The following is a 24,722-nucleotide window of genomic DNA, read 5'->3' on the forward strand; positions in this document are numbered from 1 at the left end:
TTTCCCTTGAGAATAAAGTCCTGATAGCCCACCTAGCTTTTATGTCCCAACGCGAGCCATTTTTTAATATTAGAGAGAAAACGCCGTTTTATCTCTGCGTACTATTATTCGTGATCCATATCATCGTAATTTTACCCCATAGTCTGGGCAATTTGCTCTTTCAATATGGAACGCTGTTCTATGCTAATGGACAGTTAAGCCCGCCTTATACACTGCTGACACACGGCTTTTTTCATGCGGACTTTGGACATGTAATCATGAACAGCGTTATGATTGTCATCTTCGGAACAGTGGCGTGCGAGGCCGCAGGGCAGGGCTGGCGTAAAGTCTTGAGATTTCTCAGCATTTTTCTGGGCAGTGTTATTATTGGCGGCCTCGCGCAATGGGCGTGGTGGATGCTGGCCCGTGAGTCGGGCGGCGCTATAGTGGCCTCCGGCGGGGCGTCGGGTTTATTCGCGGCTATGGCGTGGGCCACGGGCGGGCGTAGCCGTCTTGTCCAGTTCGGATTGATATGGGCTGTCATACAAGTTGTCATCGTTTTTACCGAAGCTGTGGGTATCGCGCCATTTTCGACCGCCGTGGCGGCGCATATGGGCGGTTATGCCGGCGGGGCGCTGCTCTCCGTTATTATGTTAAAACCGTCCAGCGTCAGATTCAGGCTCGGCCGCTGAGAATAATGTTTTCCGTCGAGCCACAGACCCGACACTCTTCCAACGCCTTGATCGCTTACAGAGAGTTCAAGCTGTGTCTGCTGGCCGGAGCGGCGTAGGGCATCACGTACAAAATCACGGCGAGGTGCAATTTGGTCAAACCCATATTCAACTTTGATCTCTCCGTCATCCATGCTGACAATATATCCCGCGAGCATGATTTGGTCATCACGAAGGTTTTCGCCGTGATAGGGGAGTTTCCGCAACACGGCATAGGGATACCAGACAGTTCCGGCGTCTTTTAGAAAGACATAAACCGTATCCCCCACCGAGAAATAATTATCACCCGAAAGCTGCGCCGGGAGAAGCGTTTGTAACGGTGTCGCGATGTCAACCAGCGGCACAATCGACTTATCCTGGGCGCGCGTGATCTGGACCGGCAGCGTGATCGTCCGTCCGGCATTGAGCTTAACAGAGCGCGTGGCCAGGGCCCCGACGGGAATGGCGGTGAGGATTAACGCGGCGATGAGGACGAGCCCCGTAGACAAGCGGGCCATATTTGAAGGCGGGGACGAAGAGATCATGTGTCAGCCTGAACAAAGTTTCGCGACGCCAGCAAAGCGAGCAGAGCCGCGCCCGCAAAAATAATCAGCGCTTGCGGGGTCATTAATATATGATCTAGCGCAATCACGCTCAGCCCCATTATCGCCGCGATCCCGCCGAAAATTTTCCCCGATTGTGAGCGGCGAATGCCGGTTAAAATATGACGCCATGCCAAGGCAAAACTTATGCCGCCAAATATCAATCCAATACCTTGACGCAGTGTCACACCGGCCCATTGCGGAATAATGCCGGCCGCGCCGTCAATGATGTGGGCATAGGCCGGAATGAATAATGCGCCCGCAATGAATACGGGGATACACAGAGCGGCCAGCACGCTTTGCGGGCGGTAAGTTATGCGGGCTATCTCAATAAGAATGATGGCGAATATAGCCGCGAGCGCGGCCATGATGAAGCCTGCCGAAGCTAGCGGTGTCAGCGTGTCAAATGTCCATGGAACGGCGTCTCCGCGCAGCCAGAAATCCGTGGCGGCGATCAGCGCGGTCATGAAAATAATCCATCCCCACGCGCTCATCGCCTGACCAAAACTGCTTTGGCGCTGCTCTAGATAGCGCCCGGCGCGGTACTCCGTAAAGGCCGCGGCCATGACAAGGCAGACGGCATGTATAGCGGGCATAATCCCGCCGAGAACAGCGAGGGATAAGGCGGCGCCAAGCCATCCATAAAGCGGTAAATGCGATAGGCTGAAGGCCGCCTGATCATGCCGGTGCGCGGAAATAATCAGGGCCAGCGCGCCGAATAGCGGCAGTCCCCATGCGATCTGCGGCGCGCCGGCTGCGGTTAATCCGGCGGCGAGCCAAGCCAGTCCCAAAAATGCGGCGGCGCGTAGGCATATCCGGCTATGCAATACATAGCCCAGGCCCAGTGCGGCGCAGGTCAGCACGCCTGCCGACATGACAGCAGTGCCCAGCAGACCGAAATGCGCGGCCAGAACATATATGGTTCCGGCAAAAGCGAGAAGCGCGCTCAACGCGCCGACTTCCCGTCCCACAGAATTTGCCGCGCGGGCTTGGGTATAGGACAGGGCCAGCGACGCCCATAACAGCACAATTACGGCGAGCAGTTGCACAATACCGGCCGCGCCGGAATATACGGTCCATCCGGTGGCCGCGAGGCTGGCGAGCCAGAGCAGCACGCTAACTCCGCCCGCGACATGCGCCGGGGGTGTTTCATCAGTTTTCGGGCTTGCACGCTGAGGGCTGTGGAAACCAAATTGCCCGAACGTGGCTGTTGTGGACGGCGTGCTGTGACCGGTCAGGACATCTGCCGCGCTGTGATGCACATCCGGGTTATAGGGCGTTGCGCGCAATGTCAGTCCGACATGTCCGCCCATCATGGGCGGGACATTGTCATTAGCATTATGGACATTAAAACCCATTAAGTGTCTCTCTTAAGCACAGTTATTGGCGCTTTAGCGCATTAATATGAGTTAAAGAGCAAGCCCTGTGCCATGCGGGTTGGGGGCGAGCGGATTGCTGTGGATGGTTTGCTTTATTTTTGGCATAGAATATCGTGCAATGGCCCATCGGGTGACCACATGCGCGCCGGGCCTTCCGGCGGCGGCGCGCCGCAAAAACAAGAGGCGAGTCTCGTCGCTGGACGAGCCGGGAATTAAAAAGTGCGGACTCATCCGCGAAGCTGAGCCTCCGATGGAGACCAGAAGAGAAATGTTTTACGAAGGGTCAGCTTCGCGGCGATATCTCACGGCCGATACGCGGCTCTCGCTAAGGTCACACTCCGCAGCGCAGAATGCTCCCAAACCTGTTTGACGTAGGCCGTAACCCCACTTCTCCCGAATCCAATACCGATCTCTCATAAGTTCCGAACGTCGACACCCGGCCCGCCACAAGAGACAGTTTAAAGATAGGAGAGAATGAGAGGGCGGGGATGAGATTGACGGGAAAATATCTAAAACGCTGATTTTTATAGATTGTTTTGTGATGATTGCGAGGATGTATCTCTAAGACTGATTGTTCTGTGAGGCGACCGTCCGTTTGTCGCACTCACAGAGCATCTATTCAAGCGACCTATTGATACAAGCTGATATCAAAATTTCGGCTGGAAGCGTTGGCTTCTGCAACGGCTTCCAGCATTGCGTTCAACTTGCTGCGATCCAGAACACGACCGTTTAGAATGACAGTGTCGATTGATTTAGTATTCTCAATATTGGCGAGCGGGTCTTCGTTGAGCAAAACCAGATCAGCGCGGCGGCCTGCTTCAATGACACCCGCATTATTATTGATTAATCTGGCTGGTGCTGCCGTTGCGGAGTAAAGTGTTTGTGCGGGAGACATGCCTACAAGATTCAGCGATTGTAATTCATCGTGCAGAGAAAAGCCCGGAACCACCAACCACCCATTTGAATCTGTTCCCGCCAAAATTGTGACGCCACCATCAACCATTGCCTTTAATAAGATATAGTGAGCCTTTTCTCTGACATCCCAAAACTCTTTGTTCCGCGCTATCTCCTCAGGCGTATTCCCGGCATAGGTCTGAAATTTGTTAAACCCCGGTAGCCACGAAGTCCCGGATGAAGGATGACCTTTAACAATTCCGGGGTTGGCATAACCAAGCTGTACTTCGACTATTTTGGAATCGAGGTCAAAAATTTGTTCGTTTAGGCTTTCCGTGTACCAAAGCGTGCTGTGTACAGCAATATCGTTCGCCAACAGATCACCGATGATTTCTTCTTTCCTGCTATCAACGAACGCAAGGAAGGTATCACGACCCTCAGATTCGGAACCAGCAAACTCTCGCTGTAATGCTTTATAAATCTCCTCAAGATGACCGATCTCATTCAGTTTAGTCGTACGCAATTCACTTAAAGGGAACGCATCAGGGAGGTGGCCAGCTGTTGGGATATCAAATTCTTCGGCAACATCCAGGATAGCACGAAAGCTATCCATGGTTAGAAACCCGTATAGCTTGAGACCATCATAGCCGCGCTCAATAAACTCTCTTGCTTCTCTTACGGCTTGCTCTGTGGTTGCCGTGGACTCATGGTTGAAAGCTGTTTCAATGAACCAAATATGCAATCGCTCTGGCATCCAAGAAGGGATAGGTAAAGCCCCCTTAACGGGCCCCCAGCCTTCATCAGAATTCATCGAAGGTGACGAAACATAGTAATGAGGACCAATACGGCCATTCTTTATTTCTTCCCTCAGCACTAGATCTGCCGATGAACCATTCATACTTCTAATCTGCGTCACGCCATTTGCCACATAAAGTAACAGATCATTGGGGCTGCGGTGAAGATGGGCATGAGAATCCGTCAAGCCAGGGATCAGATATTTACCCTGTCCGTCAATGACCGTCATACCTTTCGGAACGGGACCATCGTTCGCGACGGAAATAATCTCCCCATCATCCAACAACACGGTTTGATCCGCTAACATTTCTTTGCCGTCTGGCGACAAGACGCTGACATGAGTAATCGCAATAGGTTCCATATCTGTTGCGAACTGAGCATGATCTGCAAGCTCAGTTTGGCTGCCAAAGACGGGGTCCCAAACGCTATTGATATACACAGTGAGCGCAAGAGCCGCCAACGCGACCAAACCGACGATTACAGCTGCGGCCCGCAAGCCCCACGTCATGATTGTATTTTTTTGCATTGATTAACCCTCTGTGTGATTTGCCTGATTTACATAAACCATCACCTTTCAGCAGTTTTTCTGTGAGTGTGCGTCCAAATAGGTCGAATTGGACGTCCGAATCGACGTGTTCAGACGTCTTCTAACTTTAATTTATTGCGGTATTGCGTCGGGGTGCGCCCGGTAAACTGCTTAAAGATAGCATTGAACGTGCTCTTGGAGGAAAATCCTGCCTCCAACGCAATATCCAGAATGTTTTGGGTTGAACCTTCCTCAAGGCGCTTACATACAAAATCAACTCTATAACCATTGATGAACTGATAGAAGTTCTTGCCCGCATGTCGGTTCAGGACTTCGGACAAATGATGCTTGCTTAGGCGAGTCGCTGCCGCGAGCCTTGCCAAGGTCAGCGTACTGTCTAGATAAATTTGTTCGCTTTCAAACTGGCTTTTGACTGTCTTGAAAAGCTCCGTCCGAATGGCTGGATCCAGTTCACCGTCTTGCTCGCGTATACGTGTGCTCTCCCTTTGTGGAGTTGGTGTGTTTTCAATTGCGGTCAGACCAGAGATTATAAAGAACTGGGGATTGCGCCATTGCATCGCGGCGATAAAGTATACGAAGAGTACCAGAAGCAGGTTAGCAATGTCAGAATAAGTTTCTGAGGCAGACCCAAGCCCGGGTAACGCTTTCAGCCCCACGACTGTTAGAATAAGTAACTGCATTAAGAGCAGCCATCTAAAGACTGACACGTTGAAATTTGCCAGATTGGCATGGGCTTGCTTGCGATAGCGCAAAATCATCGCCAACGTCCATCCGCCATAACCAAAGGCTTGAGCTACGATCACATACTCACTCGCGGACAAACGCCAATCTTCGGAATAAGTGCCCGCGATCCACTGCGCTATTTCTTGCGGATCGCCTATAAGCAAATCGACAGTCATTACATAGCAGAACAATAAAGGGATAAGATGAACAAGATCACTTACCGTTATTGGCTTTTCAGTGAGCGCACTACGACAATATAAATAGGTAGCCGGCCCTAATATGGCCGGAAGATAGAAAAGCCAGCCGATACTCCACATGACCATGTTGTTCTCGATATTCAACAACAGGAATGGAAACAGGAAAGTCAAAGCAATCAATAAACAGACCGCGCCCAAAATGCGGCTCGCAGTTGTCATGCGTGAGCCGGTGACCAACAAGACAAACAATAAAAACCCCTGAAAGCTCCCAATAACCGATATGTATTCCTGTAACGTCGACATGTTTTACACTCATCTTCTGAATCGGCAGAAGTCGGAGAGCTCTCGGGCTGTCTCAAACAACTATCAGCAACTATGGATCTTGGTCAATCAGTGACTGAAAGAGCGTTCATAAGGCATGTCAATGAGAGCCTAAAACCACCTCAAAACGGGCTCTCACCATGTCCGCTTTTGCAGGGGCAAAGCAACCCTTAGGCTTTGTCGAGTATTTAGTCTGCTATGCGGATTACCGTTACCGTCATACCTAAGATTTCCTGACGCCCGATCAAAACCTCTAAGTAGCTCCGTTCATCTCCGCAATGAACGCGTCGGCGGCAGAGATAGACTGTTCCATTTCGGCGATAAGGCGGGCGACATCATCTTCGAGATCTGCGGTTTCCGTGTTGAGGGCCGCAATCGCGCGCGCATTTAAATTGTGCTTTAAATAGAGAACCCGGTCGTTGAAGACTGTGAGGACGGGATCCATGGACGCCGTTGCGGCATCCATCTTGTCGGTGAGGACCTCATATCTTTGCTGCGTCTCGCGCAATTGCCGCTCGGATGCGCGGCGAAGACCGGCATCTGAATAGCTGTCCAGTTCACTGTCCCACTCGCGGAAGAGGTCGCGGGCGACGCGTTTGACGGCATCAACGCGCGCGCGAACCTCATCGGCCTGACCCCGGGCGCGGTCATAAGCCCGGCTGAGATCATCATAGACATCCTCGAGTGCGCCGGCATCGACAGCCACGACTGCGCGAAACGCCTCCAGCGCGTCTTTGAATTCTTCTTTGGCCTCTGTTTGGGATTTCGCGACGTCTTGGACACGGTCCACCAGAATGTCACGCTTCTCAATCCCGAACTTCTCCTGGATATTGTAAGCCGCGGTCGTGCAGCCCGTGACTAAAATTGGCGTCAAGACCAGTGCGCCCATTATTCCAACTAAGTTATGCTTCATATATCGCATTTTATCCTACCTTGTTTTCCGAGACCAAAGACACTGCGTCATCAAATCTTAACATCGTAAATGTGGGTTTGCCATAGTTTACTGATACCCAACCTTATGCGTGACCGGATTAGCGGTTGACCCTAACTTACCGTATGGCTGCCCGGCAGGCCTGACAGAACGTCAATGACGCTTCGGATCAGGGGGATTTCGTGCTGCATTGCGCGGTAGCCCCGCTCAATCAGCTCGTCGGCTTTGGTAAATTCAAGCATGCCGATATGGCCGACACGCGGCGCGACAAAGACGTCCGGCGGATCCCCGGCGAGGCGGGAGCGCGAAATCCGGTCCATAACGATATTGAGCGCCCCCATCATGACGGATCCAAGGCGCGGGCCTTCGCCGGGCCCGTTGCCGCCGATCATAGAGCGCAGCAGCAGGCGGTCGGGGCGCATCTTATTCAGGCTGCGCGCCGCAAGCTCCAGCGGCTCTAAGTCTTCGTCATCGGATTGGAGCGGCTCGCGGTCAAAATCGACTTCGTTATTTGTGCCGATGGGGCCGAAGGCGTCACCGTTCAGGCTGACCGCGATGACGACATGCGCGCCCAGCGCGCGGCAGGCCGAGACGGGCACGGGATTGACCAGCGCGCCGTCAATCATATAGCGCCCGTCGATTTTAACGGGCTCGAACGCGCCGGGCAGGGCGTAGCTGGCGCGCAAAGCCGGGACGAGGGGGCCGTCCTGAAACCACACTTCATAGCCCGTGCGTAGATCACACGCCACAGCGGCATATTTTCGGTCGAGTTCTTCAATACGAATATCGCCCATATAATGCTTGAGCACTCTGCCGATACGCTCGCCGCGCATCAGGCCGGCCCCGCCCCAGCGCACATCCATATAAGAGAGCATACGGTTACGGGTCAGGGCGCGCGCCCAGTTTTCCAGCGCGTCCAGATTGCCTGAGAGGTAAGCTGCGCCGACCAGCGCGCCGATAGAGGTCCCGGCGACAATATCCGGACGAATGCCGGCTTCGATCAGGGCGCGAATGGCGCCGATATGGGCCCAGCCGCGCGCCACTCCGCCGCCAAGCGCAATACCCAGCGGCGGATGTCTCCGGTTTCCATCAATATGGTCATCATGTACATTTGGCGTTGTTTGCAATCGCATAAGACTGTCCTTTGAGTCTTTGTAAGCCACGGCGCGTCATAATCAAAATAAATCCGCTTTAAGCTTGGAAATTTGGAGCCATATTCGTAAACCAAGGCCATGGGGGGAGAGATATGAACATCCAAACCGTTATAATGGGCTCTACGGCGCTTTTGCTGCTGCCGGCCTGTGCGAGTATATCTGAGAGTGAATGCGCGGCCGGAAACTGGCAGGATCTGGGCTATCGTGATGGACTGAACGGCGTAAGCCGCAGCCAGATCGCAGAATATTCCACTACATGCAGCGAATATGGCTTGGATACGGATAGCCGGGCGTATGAACGTGGCTATGAGCGCGGCTTGGCGCTCTATTGCGTGCCCGAAAAAGCCTATGATATGGGCGTCAGCGGCATGGCCTATACCGGAATATGCGCGGGGACGCTTACCGGCGATGATTTCAGGATCGCCTATGAGGATGGCCGCGTGCAGTATCAGGCCGGGGTCGAGCATACGCGATTGCAAAGCCGCATGCAGGATTTCGATGACAAGATCGAAGATATTCGCGTGCGGATGCGTAGCGATGAAATTGGTGAAGACGAATATGACCGCTTGCGCCGTAAACGCGACCGGCTGGAGGATGAGCGGGCGACGGCTCTAATTGATATGCGTGAATTTGAGCGCGCGAACGGCCTTCCCAAAGCTTACCGGGACTATTGAATTGACCGCATTTTCATTGCGTAACGTGGCGCCCGCTGACTACGCCGAGATACTCCCTATATATAATGACGTCGTGGCGCGCAGCACGGCGATATATAGTGACGATCCCGCGACGCTCGGCGACATCGAAAACTATGGACAAATGCGGCTGTCAGAGGGGTTTCCCTTTATCGTGGCCGTAGATGATGACGGCAAGATTGCGGGCTATGGCACTTACGGCACATTTCGCGCCCGCCCGGGCTACCGCTACACGGTCGAGCACAGCGTGCATATCCGGCCTGATCTGCGCGGGGCAGGGGTCGGGTCCATGTTAATGGGCGAGCTGATCAAACTGGCTAAGGCCGGCGGATATCATATCATGATCGGCGCTGTCGACGCGCAGAATGAAGGCAGCCTTCGCTTTCATGACCGGCTGGGTTTTACCCGCAGCGCACGGCTTGATGAGATCGGACGGAAATTCGGCCGCTGGCTGGACGTTGTTTTTGTGACGTTGAATCTGGATTAGAGCCGGCGGCTATCTGAAGTCCGGGATTTTAAAGTCAAGACACGTATCCGCGTGGAGGGAATCACACGTAATCACCCTCTTTCTTCACTTGCCAGAGAATCGTTTGCGGTTCAGGACAGGCGAAATCGCTGAAAAAGCGGCTCTGCACAGATTTGACAGGACAAAAAAGCTTATTATCGGGTGGTCGCAATAGGGTTTGTGCAGGACTTTCAACTTTATGCGCTGCATATGATGACATTCGTTTCGCAAATATCGTGGCTGTGAACAGCGGATACGACGATTTAAATCAGCAAAGCCCATCTTGAAGTGATCCGAAAGCACCCCTTCAAGCTCCTCATAATAAGACCAATCCGAATTGATAGCCCGAATCTTACCAGATAATTCCATAGCCATTGATGATTTTGAGCGAATAAGGGGCTAATTACCGCCCGTGTCATTGCGCAAAGCGATTCAAACGGCGCAGCGAATTGCGCAATATGGGATATAAAGTGATGAAATTAGTTTGCAAATAGGCCGCTCATCGCAGCTTTAGGCGCTCATCACGGCTAAAAAACACTAAAATGCAGAAAAAAATGCGGTTTATGCGCAATCTTGCTTGCATTTTTCGTTTCAGAGACGTAAATACTGGCTCCTCGCTGAGTCGCCTAACGGATTGACTTGGCGGCTCAGTCTAACGTTTAGCTTTCATGAACCCGGATTTCGGTTTGGTGGCAGGAAAGTTTTTCGCCGGATTTCAGGGTAAGGCAGAAGGTCAAATGACCAACTGAACTAAACTGAAAAAAGATGAAGAAGGCGTTTGACAGGTGATTGGGTTAGCCCTAAACACCGCCAACCTTGAGAAGGGGCGTCGCAAAAACGTCACATTCGATAGGGCGGCCCTCTCGGGGGCCATATTTTTTGAGAGCCATTTATTTGGTAATCACGCTGTTTGACATTGTTAATTATGGAAAGAGAAACGCAGGCGGCGGTGAGCTGTGAGCTTCATCTGGATTTATTCAGAGAAGCACATTTGTTGACTGACTGTTTGACGTTTCTTGAATACAAGAATGAGTATCGCTTATATGAGCAAGCCGTGTACGGATTGTTCATGTGGTGTACTCGTCAAGTATTCTTTGAACGCAATAAGTATGAAAGATGGCTTCGGCCATCAATTATGCCAGACGACAGTTAGATTCAATATTCTCAACCTGAGAGTTTGATTCTGGCTCAGAACGAACGCTGGCGGCAGGCTTAACACATGCAAGTCGAACGATAAGCTACCTTCGGGTAGTGGACAGTGGCAGACGGGTGAGTAACGCGTAGCAATCTACCTATCACTACGGAATAACGTCGAGAAATTGACGCTAATACCGTATACGTCCTCCGGGAGAAAGATTTATCGGTGATAGATGAGGCTGCGTTAGATTAGCTAGATGGTGAGGTAAAAGCTCACCATGGCGACGATCTATAGCGGGTCTGAGAGGATGATCCGCCACACTGGGACTGAGACACGGCCCAGACTCCTACGGGAGGCAGCAGTGGGGAATCTTGGACAATGGGCGAAAGCCTGATCCAGCCATGCCGCGTGAATGATGAAGGCCTTAGGGTTGTAAAATTCTTTCGCTAGGGAAGATAATGACGGTACCTAGTAAAGAAGCCCCGGCTAACTCCGTGCCAGCAGCCGCGGTAATACGGAGGGGGCTAGCGTTGTTCGGAATTACTGGGCGTAAAGCGTGCGTAGGCGGATTGATAAGTTAGAGGTGAAATCCCAGGGCTCAACCCTGGAACTGCCTTTAAAACTGTCAGTCTAGAATTCTGGAGAGGTAAGTGGAATTCCTAGTGTAGAGGTGAAATTCGTAGATATTAGGAGGAACACCAGAGGCGAAGGCGACTTACTGGACAGATATTGACGCTGAGGCACGAAAGTGTGGGTAGCAAACAGGATTAGATACCCTGGTAGTCCACACCGTAAACGATGAGAGCTAGTTGTCTGCATGCATGCATGTAGGTGACGCAGCTAACGCATTAAGCTCTCCGCCTGGGGAGTACGGTCGCAAGATTAAAACTCAAAGAAATTGACGGGGGCCCGCACAAGCGGTGGAGCATGTGGTTTAATTCGAAGCAACGCGCAGAACCTTACCTACCCTTGACTTCCTCATCGCGATTTCCAGAGATGGATTTCTTCAGTTAGGCTGGATGAGTGACAGGTGCTGCATGGCTGTCGTCAGCTCGTGTCGTGAGATGTTGGGTTAAGTCCCGCAACGAGCGCAACCCTCGTCCTTAGTTGCCAGCATTTAGTTGGGCACTCTAGGGAGACTGCCGGTGCTAAGCCGGAGGAAGGTGGGGATGACGTCAAGTCCTCATGGCCCTTATGGGTAGGGCTACACACGTGCTACAATGGCGCTGACAGAGGGTTAATCCCTAAAAGGCGTCTCAGTTCGGATTGTCTTCTGCAACTCGAAGGCATGAAGTTGGAATCGCTAGTAATCGTGGATCAGCATGCCACGGTGAATACGTTCCCGGGCCTTGTACACACCGCCCGTCACACCATGGGAGTTGGTTCTACCCGAAGGTGGTGCGCTAACCAGTTTACTGGAGGCAGCCAACCACGGTAGGGTCAGCGACTGGGGTGAAGTCGTAACAAGGTAGCCGTAGGGGAACCTGCGGCTGGATCACCTCCTTTCTAAGGACGATCTGGTCAAATTCATCTTTTATTAGATGGCCGAGATTAGATCTCTGATGAAACATCGAAAGCCCTGTAATTATCTTCGGATAATCTCAGGTGACTTTCAAAACTATAACGGTTTGCCGCCGTCTTCGTTTCTCTTTCCAAATAGTTCAGACATTGCCCGCGCAATATGGCGCGGTTTTGTTTTGAACTCTGTTGAGGCAGCAGTTTTGCTGTTTTGGAGGCCGGTAGCTCAGCTGGTTAGAGCGCGCCCCTGATAAGGGCGAGGTCGGAAGTTCAAGTCTTCTTCGGCCTACCAACCGTTATTCGCTTGCGAAATACGGGGAAATAACCTTTAGGGGCTTTAGCTCAGTTGGTAGAGCATCTGCTTTGCAAGCAGAGGGTCAGCGGTTCGAATCCGCTAAGCTCCACCAAACACCGCGCCCAACAGCAGGAAGAACAAATTTCGTTCAAGTCATTGATTTGAACGGATGTTTTACATCGTAAATAAAGAAGGGGTTATCCGCCCCGGGAACATCTCCATCGAACTTCGGTTTGATAATAATTCCCGACTAGAAGGATAACTCTTAAGTAAAGATATCGTCTGGCAAATGCTTATGGCGGTGAACATCTATATCTATGGTCTTAGCCGACCGGACGGTATGTTCACTACGCATGAGCGTTTACTGAGAAAATAATGAATCAAGTATCAAGTATGAGAAGGGCGTTTAGTGAATGCCTTGGCACATAGAGGCGACGAAGGAAGTGACACGCTGCTTTAAGCCCGGAGGAACCGCGAGTAGGTTTTGATCCCGGGATTTCCGAATGGGGAAACCCACCTTTACAGACTTTGATATTTTTATCTCTTCGGAGCTATTAGTATCAGGGTTTGTGTTAGGTATTTTTAACTGAATACATAGGTTAAAAAAGCAAACCCGGGGAACTGAAACATCTCAGTACCCGGAGGAAAGGACATCAACCGAGACTCCGTTAGTAGTGGCGAGCGAACGCGGACCAGGCCAGTGGCCTAGTGTAATTAACCAAAATAGTCTGGAAAGGCTAACCATAGAGGGTGACAGTCCCGTATGGGTATGGTTGCATTAGGTCCATGAGTAGGGCGGGACACGTGAAATCCTGTCTGAATATGGGGGGACCATCCTCCAAGCCTAAGTACTCCTATGTGACCGATAGTGAACCAGTACCGTGAGGGAAAGGTGAAAAGCACCCCGACGAGGGGAGTGAAACAGATCCTGAAACTGGACGTCTACAAGCTGTCGAAGCCTCCTTGCGGGGCGACGGCGTACCTTTTGTATAATGGGTCAGCGACTTAGTCTTACTAGCAAGCTTAAGCCGATAGGTGTAGGCGCAGAGAAATCGAGTGTGAATAGCGCGTTAAGTTAGTGGGATTAGACCCGAAACCGAGTGATCTAGCTATGAGCAGGTTGAAGGTGCAGTAACATGCACTGGAGGACCGAACCCACCTATGTTGAAAAATGGGGGGATGACTTGTTGCTAGGGGTGAAAGGCCAATCAAACTCGGAGATAGCTGGTTCTCCGCGAAATCTATTTAGGTAGAGCGTTTAATGAATACCATCGGGGGTAGAGCACTGGATGGGCTAGGGGGACTCACCGTCTTACCAAACCTAACCAAACTCCGAATACCGATGAGTAATATTAAGCAGACACACTGCGGGTGCTAAGGTCCGTAGTGGAAAGGGAAACAGCCCTGACCGCCGTCTAAGGTCCCTAAGTAATGGCTAAGTGGTAAAGGATGTGAGAATGCATAGACAACCAGGAAGTTGGCTTAGAAGCAGCCATCTTTTAAAGATAGCGTAACAGCTCACTGGTCAAGCGTTTTTGCGCCGAAAATGTACCGGGGCTTAAGCCATTCACCGAAGACGCGGGCGCACTTTGTGCGCGGTAGCGGAGCGTTCTGTAAGCCGTTGAAGCCATCCTGTGAGGGTTGGTGGAGGTATCAGAAGTGAGAATGCTGACATGAGTAACGATAAAAGGGGTGAGAGACCCCTTCGCCGAAAGATCAAGGGTTCCTGCGCAATGCTAATCAGCGCAGGGTTAGCCGGCCCCTAAGGCAAGGCCGAAAGGCGTAGTCGATGGGAACCACGTTAATATTCGTGGGCCAGTGGGTAGTGACGGATCGAGTGTATAGTTTCCTCTTATTGGATTGAGGAGGCTGTGAATCGGTTCCAGGAAATAGCTCCCACATTAGACCGTACCCCAAACCGACACAGGTGATCAGGTAGAGTATACCAAGGCGCTTGAGAGAACTATGCTGAAGGAACTCGGCAAATTGCCTCCGTAAGTTCGCGAGAAGGAGGCCCTCTATGAACGCAAGTTTTTAGAGGGGGCACAGACCAGGGGGTGGCGACTGTTTATTAAAAACATAGGGCTCTGCGAAGTCGTAAGACGACGTATAGGGTCTGACGCCTGCCCGGTGCTTGAAGGTTAAAAGGAGGAGTGCAAGCTCCGAATTGAAGCCCAAGTAAACGGCGGCCGTAACTATAACGGTCCTAAGGTAGCGAAATTCCTTGTCGGGTAAGTTCCGACCTGCACGAATGGCGTAACGACTTCCCCACTGTCTCCAGCATAGACTCAGTGAAATTGAATTCCTCGTGAAGATGCGAGGTACCCGCGGCCAGACGGAAAGACCCCGTGCACCTTTACTACAACTTCACAGTGGCATTAGTAATGACATGTGTAGGATAGGCGGGAGACTTTGAAGCGTAGGCGCCAGCTTGCGTGGAGTCATCCTTGAAATACCGCCCTTATCCTTATTGATGTCTAACCGCGGACCATGAATCTGGTTCCGGGACATTGTGTGGTGGGTAGTTTGACTGGGGCGGTCGCCTCCTAAAGAGTAACGGAGGCGCGCGATGGTAGGCTCAGACCGGTCGGAAATCGGTCGTTGAGTGCAATGGCAAAAGCCTGCCTGACTGCGAGAGTGACAATTCGAGCAGAGACGAAAGTCGGTCATAGTGATCCGGTGGTCCCGCATGGAAGGGCCATCGCTCAACGGATAAAAGGTACGCCGGGGATAACAGGCTGATGACGCCCAAGAGTCCATATCGACGGCGTTGTTTGGCACCTCGATGTCGGCTCATCGCATCCTGGGGCTGGAGAAGGTCCCAAGGGTTTGGCTGTTCGCCAATTAAAGCGGTACGTGAGCTGGGTTTAGAACGTCGTGAGACAGTTCGGTCCCTATCTACCGTGGGAGTAGGAGTTTTGAGAGGATCTGCCCTTAGTACGAGAGGACCGGGGTGGACATTCCTCTGGTGGAGCTGTTGTCACGCCAGTGGCATTGCAGCGTAGCTATGAATGGAAAGGATAACCGCTGAAAGCATCTAAGCGGGAAACCAACCTCAATACTAGAGCTCCCTTGAGAGTCGTCCAAGACCAGGACGTTGATAGGCTGGGTGTGGAAGCATGGCAACATGTGGAGCTTACCAGTACTAATAACTCGATTGACTTTATACTTGTTTCATCTCGCCGGCTTGCCGGTTGTAGATGCTCATGCGTGGCGATCATTTCGTCCCGTATATATAGCCTCGACCCAAATATTATTTTTGGATAAGTCGATGCGCTATAAAGTATAAGTGTTTGCCCATTAAAAATCTCAAACACAGGCCGTGTTTGAGTTCAGATTAAATCTGATATAATTTTGCAAGCTTCAACCCAAATGTTTCATTTGGATAAGTTGATGCGCTATAAATGACGATATCTTTACTTGTTCTGTGTTGTATTGGCCGGGTGGTTATGGCGAGAAGTCCCCACCCGTTCCCATTCCGAACACGGTCGTTAAGCTTCTCTGCGCCGATGGTACTTTGTCTCAAGGCACGGGAGAGTAGGTCGCTGCCCGGCTTATACAATACAGAGCAAGATATATTCGGACAAAACGTCCGGTTTACTTAAGTCCCTTCTTTCAATCAGCCCCTGACTTCGGTCAGGGGCTTTTTTGTTATCTTTTCTTTTTGAAATTACATCTGTATGCTCGCATCTATGAAATGCATGACTCTTTTCGTTGTAATTGGGTGTTGGGGATTATCCCTGCTTGTTGTCTCCCCTGCCGTTCAGGCACAGGAGACGGTTTCAATTTTTGTAAATACGACCAAGCCTAAGGCACAAGCCTTAGCTTTTCGAGATGGCAGCAGAGAGCCCGTTACGTCGTGTTCCACGCCATGCACTCTTGAATTACCCGCAAATGAGCGTTTAGGCATAGTTGTGACCTATCGCCAATTTCCGCCGGAACTTCTTATTATAGATACGGGGAAATATGATCCGGCTGATGCCACGTATTTAAAGGAAAACCCTCTTGAGGTTGGCTGGAGTGAGCCTGAACTCGTGAAATCTGAAATAGAAAATTGTCAGAAAAATCTGAAAACATATAATCCCGGATTACATGCCGAAGCTAAACCATGTTACCGGATAGCGCCCACGATGCCCGCTATCGCACATCAAAGCGGATTTTGTGAGATGCGGTTTGACATTGGAATTGCTGGGCGCCCTATGAATATAAAACCGGATGTGTGTTCTGAAGTCTATTTTGCGGGCCATGCCATGCATGCTGTTCATAATTGGCGCTATTACCCGGAATTTGAAAACGGTCAGGCTGTTATCCGTAAAAATGTTGAGGTTAAGGTATCGTTTCGGCTTGCCGATGAATTAGGTAACATGTTGCCCGGGCGCGTTATTCTTGACAATGAAAAAATGGATTGGATTAATGCCGCTAAAGATTGGTATCCTCAGGATGATTAGCCGCTAACGCTAGCGTTATCGCGCATGACATGACCCTCTCTGATGCCATACGAACGCTGCAAGCCTCCTATACTGGTTTGCCGACGCCGCGGGATATGTCCGTGCTGGTGGCTGACAGCCATAAGGCCGAAACCCGCGGCTATTATGACCCGGTCGAAGATGCCCGCCTGCGCGAGACCTTTGCGCGTTACCTCGGCATCCGCAGTGCAATCTGGCAGGTTATTGATGCGGTCAGGCCGCACTATATCCCATTTTATAAACGCCGCGCTCAGATGGCGGGTGACAGCATGACGGCGTTTGCGATTGCGTTTTGCGGCGCCGAGATCATTGTTCGAACCGGCGAATATCTAATTGATCTGGCGCGTGAGCGGGACATTGTCTGGCGTAAACTGGACGAGGCCGATCTGCGGTACAACCTGCCCCGCAAACGGTTTACGCGCCTGTACAGGCAGCTGACCTCACATTGGAAAATGCGCGGTTATTATCGCGCGCGGGATTATTTTGATGCCAATCGCGAGGCCGTCATGGCCGCTGTAAGCCAGACAGACTTTGCGGTTGTGCAGGAGATTTTAGAGAGCCTTAATCTACCCGGCGCCTCACGCGGCGATCATCTGCGCCGCTATCACCGGTTTGTAAACTTCTCTTTGCGTCGCCGCAGTGTATCAGCCTCGCGTAATGTGATGTTCGCTTTGTTTGAAGGCACAGGCTCGGATATTGCGGAGTTGAAGATACCTCTGGTCAAAAACTTTGGTGCCCGAAAACGGGTCACGCCCGACATCTTGCAGGCCATTCAAGACACGCTGCGGCCCGGCGATATTTTTATCACCCGTCATGACGACGCGATGAGCAATCTCTTTCTACCCGGCTTCTGGCCGCACGGAGCATTTTATATCGGGACATCGGAACAGCGTGCGTCTCGCGGCATTGCAGATGTCTCTGACGGCGCAAAACATAGCGGGCAGGGCGATATCGTTATCCTCGAAGCCAAGAAAGACGGGGTGCTGCTGCGCCCGCTCGTGGAGACGCTCGCGGTTGATAGTTTCGTCGTCTTACGGCCAAATTTGACCGAGGCGCAGATCGATACGGCAATCACGAACGGGCTAAGTCATGCGGGCAAACTTTATGATTTCATCTTTGATTTCGCCACATCTGACCGCTTGGTCTGTACCGAAGTTATATACCGCGCCTTTCACGGCGTCGGGGATATTCGCTTCGACCTGGTCGAGAAGACCGGCCGTAAATGCTTACCGGCCGAAGATGTCATGAACCAAGCAATTTCAAGCGGCTGGTTCACGCCCGTATTAATCTTCGGAGTGAATAATAATAGACTAACCATCGGAACAAAAGCGACCGATGTTTTGCGCCATAGTTTTAACGCGGTATTTTAATGAAAAGCCGGCTTTTCAAGTCTTATGTCTCAAAATGAAGCCCTAAAGATCGATGACTTTCATCTCGCCCATATCAGCCTCAGTATCTTTGATATTGGCTTTGGCGACCTCATACATAAATTTCAGCGGATTGCCTGTGCTGGCCCAAATGGCCGCTTCATCAGGGAGGAAGCGTAGCATGATTAGTTTCGGGTCCGTCTTGCCGCCCGGATACCAGGCCGAGACGATGGGGTTCCAGAATTTGTCGACAATGGCCGGATCTGTGTGAACCGCGAGATGTCCGCGAACGCAGGCCTGATAATCTTTGTCGATATGGCACATATGCACCATGCCCGGGTTTTTCATAATCGCTTCGCCCAGCTCGCTTTTATTATCCGAGTAGAAATAGACCACGCGGTTGTCGGGATCAATTTGCGGGGCCATAGGCTGCATATGATGCTCGGGATCGGTTGACCCCAGCATGACGCAACGCGCGCCTTTGACTTCCTCGAGAAGTTGTTGTTGCGGGTTTTCATTGAATTTATCGAGATTAGCCATGCGGGCCTCCTTTAATATGGGGTTAGTTTTGAAACGCGCGGAGCAAAGACACTGTTCCGAGTTATAAGGATGCAAAAGAGGTAATTTTTTATAAGCCTGCATCCCGTCTCCGCGCATAATAAAGTCTTCTTCAGACTGTGTCTTGACATATGCCGCAGCGTCACTTCATTTTGCAGTATGAAATTCTTTATATGCCTCATCCTTGCGGTCTTGTTTTCATCCTCCGCCCTCGCTGACCCACTTCAATGGGCCAATGGCGCATGGGGGATTGATGTTGGAAATATCCCCGAAGGGCTGAGCGCCGACGAGATCGACACATATCGCAATTGCAAATCTACGCCTGTTTTGATTACGGTTGATCGAGACACCATGCGCTACACTGCGGTGCATACGGGAGAAAATAATTTTATATCCGCCTCGCCGGTTCTTAATGCCACAGACACATATTTGTCCCTGCGCTATGATGACGAAGACCGCGTCATGGAAAATGGAAATCTGCATAAATGGCATATGGTCTTTGTTTCGCCGGATAAATTCTACTGGGTGCTTGGTGAAGAGCCGACAAAGGAGGCTCGTGAGGGCATAATCGCAATCGCGCGCATCAGGTGTCAGACTCTCGTGGGTTAGGCGGTCTGCCGCGGGACTGTCGGTGATTTTTTCGGACGCGTTGGTCGGACGCGCCTCTATAGCTCCATCATGGTTTTTTCGCATATAAATATCATCATAGGCGTTGAAATTACGTGAGCAGGGGTCTATATCCCCTTTTCTTGGCGCGGGGTGGAGCAGCCCGGTAGCTCGTCAGGCTCATAACCTGAAGGTCGTAGGTTCAAATCCTACCCCCGCAACCAATAAAAAAGCCGCCTTTGGGCGGCTTTTTTATTGGGCTGGACGGGATTGAATTATTTCCGGATAGCGCTATGAAGCCGCGCAATTGGCTTAATCTCTAAGTCGATATATTCATGCTTGAATGGATAATTATTTTATGCTCGAATTGCTCCATTAATCATCTGTATATACAGGATCTTTGATGCAATATTTTAAAACTCTAATTTTACCGCTAGCTGTATTCGCAGTGCTGCCCGCAACTGCATCAGCTGCAGGCGACGCCACGACATGCAAGATTTATGGAAAAATTGGCGGCGCTATAACAGACTTCATGCTGCCGCTAACGATGCAGGATTTAGTCAATATTCTAACGGATAAAGATCCCGTGCTCTCTACAAAAATGACTACCGTCATTGTAGAAGCTCTGGACACCAATGACATCGTCAGTTTGACAGAACTTGGTGACGAGGCAGCCGGTTTAATGGGAGAAGCGGCCGGCCAAGTCGCTATAGAACTTTTGATGTCCGGGCAGGCGTCTTCGGGTGCAGAGATAGTCTCCATTATGGATAGCACATGTCAATCAGTCGGCTTTGAGGGCATTATTTCAAACCAAAGAGACGCACGAAACAGTCTTAGTAAAATAATGGGCGAGTAAGCGTCCAAGATCGTCCCGATCATCTTCTAAATCTATCACGGCTTATTGCGCATAAAAAAGTGGCCCCCGAGGGGGCCACTTTAAGACTTAAATTGTGCTCGGGTTACGGGCAGTTAGCCGCAACGCCCTGGTTTCCGTCAGAATTGTTCGCCAGGTTAAGGTCTCCGGACTTCGCCGCGTTAAACACGCATGACGCCGACGTGCCGTTAAGCTTAGGTCCTGCCATGCCGGGAGAGGTGTTATAGCCCCAGCTATTGACTGAAATCAGCGGGCCTGAGCCTGATGTTTCATTCATAGGCTGGATCCATGGACCGCCGGATGATCCGCCGGACAAACCGGAAGAGGGCAACCACCAGTTAGCTGTGCCTTCGGTGGTCATATCTTCAGCGCTGTACATAAAGAACGGGTCTTCACTGTAGGAATAGCCCAGAGCATGGGTATAGTCCTGCGTGAGCGGCCCGGCAGTGCCATCATCGACAACAGGCGCCGAGAAGCTGATGGATTGGGTCGGGACAGCTGTGTCAAGCGAGTCAGATGAACTGGCTGCGCCCGAATGGCTGCCGCTATCATTGACGACATAATAGGCATAATCCCATGGGATATTGTCAGGGAAGGTGCGGGTCGTCCAATTAATATCAACAACGCCAAAGTTTGATGTCCAGCATCCGATTGGATCATTTGTACAATTGCTGTCTGTGCCTGCGCCCGTTGTCCCGTCCTGGTTGGGAATAAAGAGAACGTTTCTGGCAAAGGCCTTATATTGATCATTATAGACACAATGCGCCGCCGTAATGATGACGGATCGGCCTGTCGTCGCATCACTGGCAACCGTACCGGAACAGACATAACCCGCCCAGCGCATTAGACGTGTATCCGTCGGCATTTCATAAAAAAGACGTCCTGTGGAATATTGAATATCGCCGCCTTTTGTCCAGCGCGAATTCGTTACAATATCGGGACTCGGATCCGGATCGCCGGTTCCTAGATCGACCGTGAAATTTCGGCTTTGAGAGGTTGATACATTGCCGCCACGTTTGGCATTATCAGTTGCGACAACGCGCCAGTTACCGGGGCCGGCCGGAAAGCCGCTGAGATTGACTTCCCATGTATCATTACCAATAAATGTGCCGGCGAATGTTTGACTGCCGCCATTATAATTAATTTCAAAGCTAACAGATCTTACGCCTGAGCCTGCATCTGTAACGACTGCAGAGAACGTCTGGTTTGCTCCGATTACAGCGCCGTCTGCCGGTGACATTGACATGATTGCGGGCGCCGTTGAATCTTTAACGGGCTTGGCGGTAGGCTGCGGTTTTTTGGCCGCTTTGATGCGCTCTTGTTTAAGCTCGTATTTTTTGGCGTGTCCGTATGGCATCATTTTGCCATCACGGTTTTTCATATAGGCGAGGCCGCGATGATCAAGCCGCATATCGCGCGGTTGCGCGTCATCAATGCGGTCTTGTGACCAATGGTCAAATACCTTTTGTGATTTCGCGTCCGGTTTACCTTCAGCGTTAGCAAGTCCGGGAGCGGCGAAGGCCAAGCCCATAAGTGCGCTGCAACCGAGAAGCGCTTTGATAGTTTTTTTCATTGTAATCCCCTTAAACGACCCATTTTTGGGTTCACACTGTCGTGATGTGTCGATAAAGGCGTGTCAAACACGAATTTCAAAATAAATGAGAATTTGCTGTCAAGGGGGTGTAAAACGGTAAATTCTACCTCAATAATCTAACATTATGATGCATAATACGTTAATTTGGGTATTTTGTAGTGCGGCTTAATGAAAATAGACCTCTTTAATTTGAGTGATTCGCGTCAATTTGGCTGATAATCTCCAAATTTCGGCGCGCGTTTTTCAAAAAAGGCACGAACGCCTTCCTGGCAATCGGCAGAAATAAAACTTTCGGCCAGAGTGACGCTTTCGCGTAAATGTGCGTCCATAGGTCCGCCCTGATCCGCCATAGCTTGACGCAAAAGCTGTTTATTCAGACGCGCTGATCGCGGGGATACATTTTGCGCAATATCGCGAGCAATCTCCAAAGCGCGGGGCAGCACGTCTTCCGGCGCGGCAAGCTCGTGCATCAGGCCAAGCGACAAAGCTTCGTCCGAAAGAAATGTCCGGCCGGTCAGTGACAGCTCGCTGGCTTTGGCGAGGCCGATAAGGCGGGGGAGAAACCAGCTGCTGGCCGCGTCCCAGACAATACCGCGGCGGGTAAAGGGCAAGGCGAATTTGGCTTTATCAGACGCAATGCGTATATCCATCGGAAAGGTCATGGTCAGCCCAATTCCGGCTGCGGAGCCGTTAATCGCGCCAATGATCGGCACATCGCATTCCCACAGACGTAGCGTGAGCACGCCGCCAAAATCGCGCTCTACGCCTTCATGGACAATCGGGTCTACGGCGAGGCCTGCGCCCGTAAACCCGCCGGATATATCAGCGCCGGCGCAGAAAGTTTTACCATGGCCTGTGATAACAATAGCCCTGACGCTATGGTAGGCTTCGGCGGCGTCTATCGCGGCGCAAATCTCCATACACATATGCGACGTAAACGCATTCATACGTTCGGGACGATGAAGCGTAATGATCTGCACAGCGCCGTCGCGATGCGTTTTAAGTGTGTCCATTTTGATGTCCATCGGGCAGGGGGCGGTAACTTATCTTGCGACTTAGTAAATGACGATGGCGGGTCATTTCAAATAATAAAGTAAATTCGTATACCGGCTTGTCCCATATGTATATGCGCGGCGTATACGGCAATATCCGATGACATAGCCTCGACGACTAAGGAAACTCCCGCGCGGAAATGCACGGGGCTGCGTTAAAGCCTAAGAGAACAGGCCTCATTTGGCTCCAAAAAATGGCCTGTTCATGGCGTCACGGAGTCGGGCTCTTGGTACACCCGAACATAATCGACTTCCATTTGCGCGGGAAAGATTGACTCATCTATGCCTTGCTGGCCGCCCCACGAGCCGCCGACTGCGATATTCATAATCAAGAAAAAAGGCGCATCAAAAGGCCAGCTTTCTTTCCCTTTTCCATCATTTTCATATGAAAAATAGGGCTGCCCATTGACCGCCAAAGTGATGCGGTCGGGGGTCCAGAGCAGGGCATGGGTTTGAAAGGCGCCGCAGGCGTCTTCTATCTCAATATGTGTTCCGACCTGCGTCCCTTTCGTATGGTTATATTTCTGCGTATGTATTGTGGCGTGAAAGGTATCGGGTTGAAATCCGACATATTCCATAATGTCAATTTCGCCGTCATCCGGCCATTTATCTCCATTTTGAGATAACATCCAGATCGCCGGCCAAAGACCGCGCCCGCAGGGCAGTTTGGCCCGCACTTCGAAATAGCCATAGGTCCACGCGGCTTTGTCTTTCGACAAAAGTCGCGCCGAGCTGTAATCCTGCCCGCCCCAGTCGGCGTAGTTTTTAATCTGCGCCGGATCTTTTCGGGCTTCTATAATCAGGTGGCCGTCTTCAATGCGGGCATTTTGGGATCGCGCAGCAGGATAGTATTGAAGCTCGTCATTATACCAGCCTTGGGAATTCCGGCTGGTATCATATGTCCAGCGGGACTCATCAGGCTGGCCGTCCTGTTCAAATTCATCTGCCCACACCAAGCTGTAGCCCGCGGGCTTTAATAGCGAATCGGGCAAGAGCGCAGATGATGCGTCCGGCTGTGTCGCGCAGCCCGCAAGAGCGCTGATGAGCGTCAACGCCAATCCTGTAGAGGCCAAAATCGACTTAGAACGATGGATCATATCTGACTCACTATTTGATAATCTGCCGACCTTGGCTATCATGCTCATCCGGACGTGTTGGGCGCAGTGAGCTCTATTGCCCCAAATTTGAAACATAGAACTGACCGAACTCTACGGTTTGCGCGTGATCAGCAACTTGGAAAGAGGCTTGCAGAGAATCAACACCATAGTTTTTAGTCGCGACACCTTTAGCTGTATAAATGGCCCAATCTTGTGTTGGGCTGAAGCCTTGGGTAATAATGGCGTCATAAGGGTCAGTATTGCGCTGCACCAGCGCCGTGATTTTAGCGGTCTCAAAACCTTTGGCGGGTTTAACGGTCCGGGCCCAGAAATGAAGTACAATTTCATCGCCGATGTTGGCTTCGCTATCCAATTGGATGGCGATATTAATTTCCCATGTTCGCATTTGTTTCTTTTTGACGCGAATTTGATAAGCCTTACCTCCCGGCGCCCCTTCAGCGTCGACGATTTTTGTGCGTTTATCGGGCCCCGATGCACTCCAGCGGATGTCATATGGATTGTGCATCAACGTTCCGGGCAGATTTTCGTCTAAAATGGCCCGCGCCTCAGAGAGTTCATCCGCATAAGCGGGACTAGCGGCCCCGATACATATGACGCTTGTCAAAAATGCGGCCAGAATTAGCGGTTTAATTAATTTCATAAGGGTCTCCAATATTTGATTCATGAGATTATTAAGGGCGGCAGTTATCTCTAATCCTGCGTCTTTT

At 51.2% G+C, this 24,722-nt stretch carries 18 protein-coding genes, 3 tRNA genes and 3 rRNA genes; 13 read left to right on the forward strand and 11 right to left on the reverse strand.

Going from position 1 to position 24,722, the window contains the following annotated elements:
* Positions 1–257 precede the first annotated feature (257 nt).
* Positions 258–671: a rhomboid family intramembrane serine protease gene (locus tag H142_RS0100790; RefSeq protein ID WP_233341529.1), complete on the forward strand. Its 414-nt coding sequence runs from the start codon at positions 258–260 to the stop codon at positions 669–671.
* On the opposite strand, the gene H142_RS0100795 is transcribed toward H142_RS0100790, so the two are convergent.
* The 6 genes from H142_RS0100795 to H142_RS0100825 form a co-directional block, all read right to left on the reverse strand.
* A complete protein-coding gene (locus H142_RS0100795; RefSeq protein ID WP_017930190.1) occupies positions 599–1,234 on the reverse strand; it encodes a hypothetical protein in 636 nt (211 codons plus the stop codon). The two genes, H142_RS0100790 and H142_RS0100795, sit on opposite strands and share 73 nt — an antisense overlap.
* Complete coding sequence (locus H142_RS0100800) at positions 1,231–2,649, reverse strand: hypothetical protein (protein ID WP_017930191.1); 1,419 nt, start codon at positions 2,647–2,649, stop codon at positions 1,231–1,233. Before H142_RS0100800 ends, H142_RS0100795 begins: the two co-directional genes overlap by 4 nt.
* 649 nt (positions 2,650–3,298) lie before the next feature.
* Entirely contained in the window at positions 3,299–4,885 is a 1,587-nt protein-coding gene (locus H142_RS0100810; protein WP_017930193.1) for an amidohydrolase family protein, read from the reverse strand.
* Between the two features lie 110 nt (positions 4,886–4,995).
* A complete protein-coding gene (locus H142_RS0100815; RefSeq protein ID WP_017930194.1) occupies positions 4,996–6,129 on the reverse strand; it encodes a helix-turn-helix domain-containing protein in 1,134 nt (377 codons plus the stop codon).
* 271 nt (positions 6,130–6,400) lie between these two features.
* Positions 6,401–7,060: a DUF2959 domain-containing protein gene (locus H142_RS0100820; protein WP_026147675.1), complete on the reverse strand. Its 660-nt coding sequence runs from the start codon at positions 7,058–7,060 to the stop codon at positions 6,401–6,403.
* Positions 7,061–7,191: 131 nt separating this feature from the next.
* Entirely contained in the window at positions 7,192–8,211 is a 1,020-nt protein-coding gene (locus tag H142_RS0100825) for a patatin-like phospholipase family protein (RefSeq protein WP_017930196.1), read from the reverse strand.
* Positions 8,212–8,324: 113 nt separating this feature from the next.
* Here H142_RS0100825 and H142_RS13810 point away from each other — a divergent pair, with 113 nt between their 5' ends.
* From H142_RS13810 to H142_RS0100870, 9 genes are all read left to right on the forward strand, one after another.
* Entirely contained in the window at positions 8,325–8,906 is a 582-nt protein-coding gene (locus H142_RS13810) for a DUF2799 domain-containing protein (protein ID WP_017930197.1), read from the forward strand.
* 1 nt (position 8,907) lies between these two features.
* Positions 8,908–9,411 carry a GNAT family N-acetyltransferase gene (locus tag H142_RS0100835; RefSeq protein ID WP_017930198.1) on the forward strand — a complete coding sequence of 168 codons (504 nt, stop codon included), beginning with the start codon at positions 8,908–8,910 and terminating at the stop codon, positions 9,409–9,411.
* Between the two features lie 1,183 nt (positions 9,412–10,594).
* Positions 10,595–12,073: ribosomal RNA gene (locus H142_RS13815) — 16S ribosomal RNA — on the forward strand.
* A 227-nt stretch (positions 12,074–12,300) separates the two neighbouring features.
* Positions 12,301–12,377: transfer RNA gene (locus tag H142_RS0100845), tRNA-Ile, on the forward strand.
* Positions 12,378–12,416: 39 nt separating this feature from the next.
* Positions 12,417–12,492, forward strand: a tRNA-Ala gene (locus H142_RS0100850).
* A gap of 273 nt (positions 12,493–12,765) precedes the next feature.
* Positions 12,766–15,550, forward strand: a 23S ribosomal RNA gene (locus H142_RS0100855).
* 269 nt (positions 15,551–15,819) lie between these two features.
* Positions 15,820–15,934: ribosomal RNA gene (rrf, locus tag H142_RS0100860) — 5S ribosomal RNA — on the forward strand.
* The 16S, 23S and 5S rRNA genes sit together here with 2 tRNA genes alongside, the layout of an rRNA operon.
* Positions 15,935–16,081: 147 nt before the next feature.
* Positions 16,082–16,828, forward strand: a complete 747-nt coding sequence (locus H142_RS16015) for an energy transducer TonB (protein WP_169331784.1) — start codon at positions 16,082–16,084, stop codon at positions 16,826–16,828.
* A gap of 29 nt (positions 16,829–16,857) precedes the next feature.
* Positions 16,858–18,216: a YiiX/YebB-like N1pC/P60 family cysteine hydrolase gene (locus H142_RS0100870; protein ID WP_017930200.1), complete on the forward strand. Its 1,359-nt coding sequence runs from the start codon at positions 16,858–16,860 to the stop codon at positions 18,214–18,216.
* Positions 18,217–18,258: 42 nt separating this feature from the next.
* Here the strand turns inward: H142_RS0100870 and H142_RS0100875 are convergent, their stop codons facing one another.
* Positions 18,259–18,753, reverse strand: a complete 495-nt coding sequence (locus H142_RS0100875; protein ID WP_026147677.1) for a pyridoxamine 5'-phosphate oxidase family protein — start codon at positions 18,751–18,753, stop codon at positions 18,259–18,261.
* A gap of 177 nt (positions 18,754–18,930) precedes the next feature.
* On the opposite strand from H142_RS0100875, the gene H142_RS0100880 reads away from it, so the two are divergent.
* From H142_RS0100880 to H142_RS0100895, 3 genes are all read left to right on the forward strand, one after another.
* Entirely contained in the window at positions 18,931–19,380 is a 450-nt protein-coding gene (locus H142_RS0100880) for a hypothetical protein (RefSeq protein ID WP_017930202.1), read from the forward strand.
* A gap of 144 nt (positions 19,381–19,524) precedes the next feature.
* Positions 19,525–19,601, forward strand: a tRNA-Met gene (locus H142_RS0100885).
* Between the two features lie 179 nt (positions 19,602–19,780).
* The gene (locus H142_RS0100895; RefSeq protein ID WP_017930203.1) at positions 19,781–20,233 is read left to right on the forward strand and encodes a hypothetical protein; all 453 of its coding nucleotides are present in this window, start codon (positions 19,781–19,783) and stop codon (positions 20,231–20,233) included.
* A gap of 103 nt (positions 20,234–20,336) precedes the next feature.
* On the opposite strand, the gene H142_RS0100900 is transcribed toward H142_RS0100895, so the two are convergent.
* The 4 genes from H142_RS0100900 to H142_RS0100915 all read right to left on the reverse strand — a co-directional run bounded on the left by H142_RS0100900 (position 20,337) and on the right by H142_RS0100915 (position 24,655).
* On the reverse strand, positions 20,337–21,824 hold the full coding sequence (locus tag H142_RS0100900) for a trypsin-like serine peptidase (protein ID WP_017930204.1): 1,488 nt from the start codon (positions 21,822–21,824) through the stop codon (positions 20,337–20,339).
* Between the two features lie 224 nt (positions 21,825–22,048).
* Positions 22,049–22,858, reverse strand: a complete 810-nt coding sequence (locus H142_RS13830; RefSeq protein WP_033314847.1) for an enoyl-CoA hydratase-related protein — start codon at positions 22,856–22,858, stop codon at positions 22,049–22,051.
* Between the two features lie 242 nt (positions 22,859–23,100).
* On the reverse strand, positions 23,101–23,994 hold the full coding sequence (locus H142_RS0100910) for a glycoside hydrolase family 16 protein (RefSeq protein WP_033314848.1): 894 nt from the start codon (positions 23,992–23,994) through the stop codon (positions 23,101–23,103).
* 73 nt (positions 23,995–24,067) lie between these two features.
* Positions 24,068–24,655 (reverse strand): hypothetical protein, encoded by a 588-nt coding sequence (locus H142_RS0100915; protein ID WP_156811843.1) that lies wholly within the window; start codon positions 24,653–24,655, stop codon positions 24,068–24,070.
* Positions 24,656–24,722: the final 67 nt, after the last annotated feature.

It is taken from the genome of Robiginitomaculum antarcticum DSM 21748 (genome assembly GCF_000365025.1).
GTDB lineage: Bacteria > Pseudomonadota > Alphaproteobacteria > Caulobacterales > Maricaulaceae > Robiginitomaculum > Robiginitomaculum antarcticum.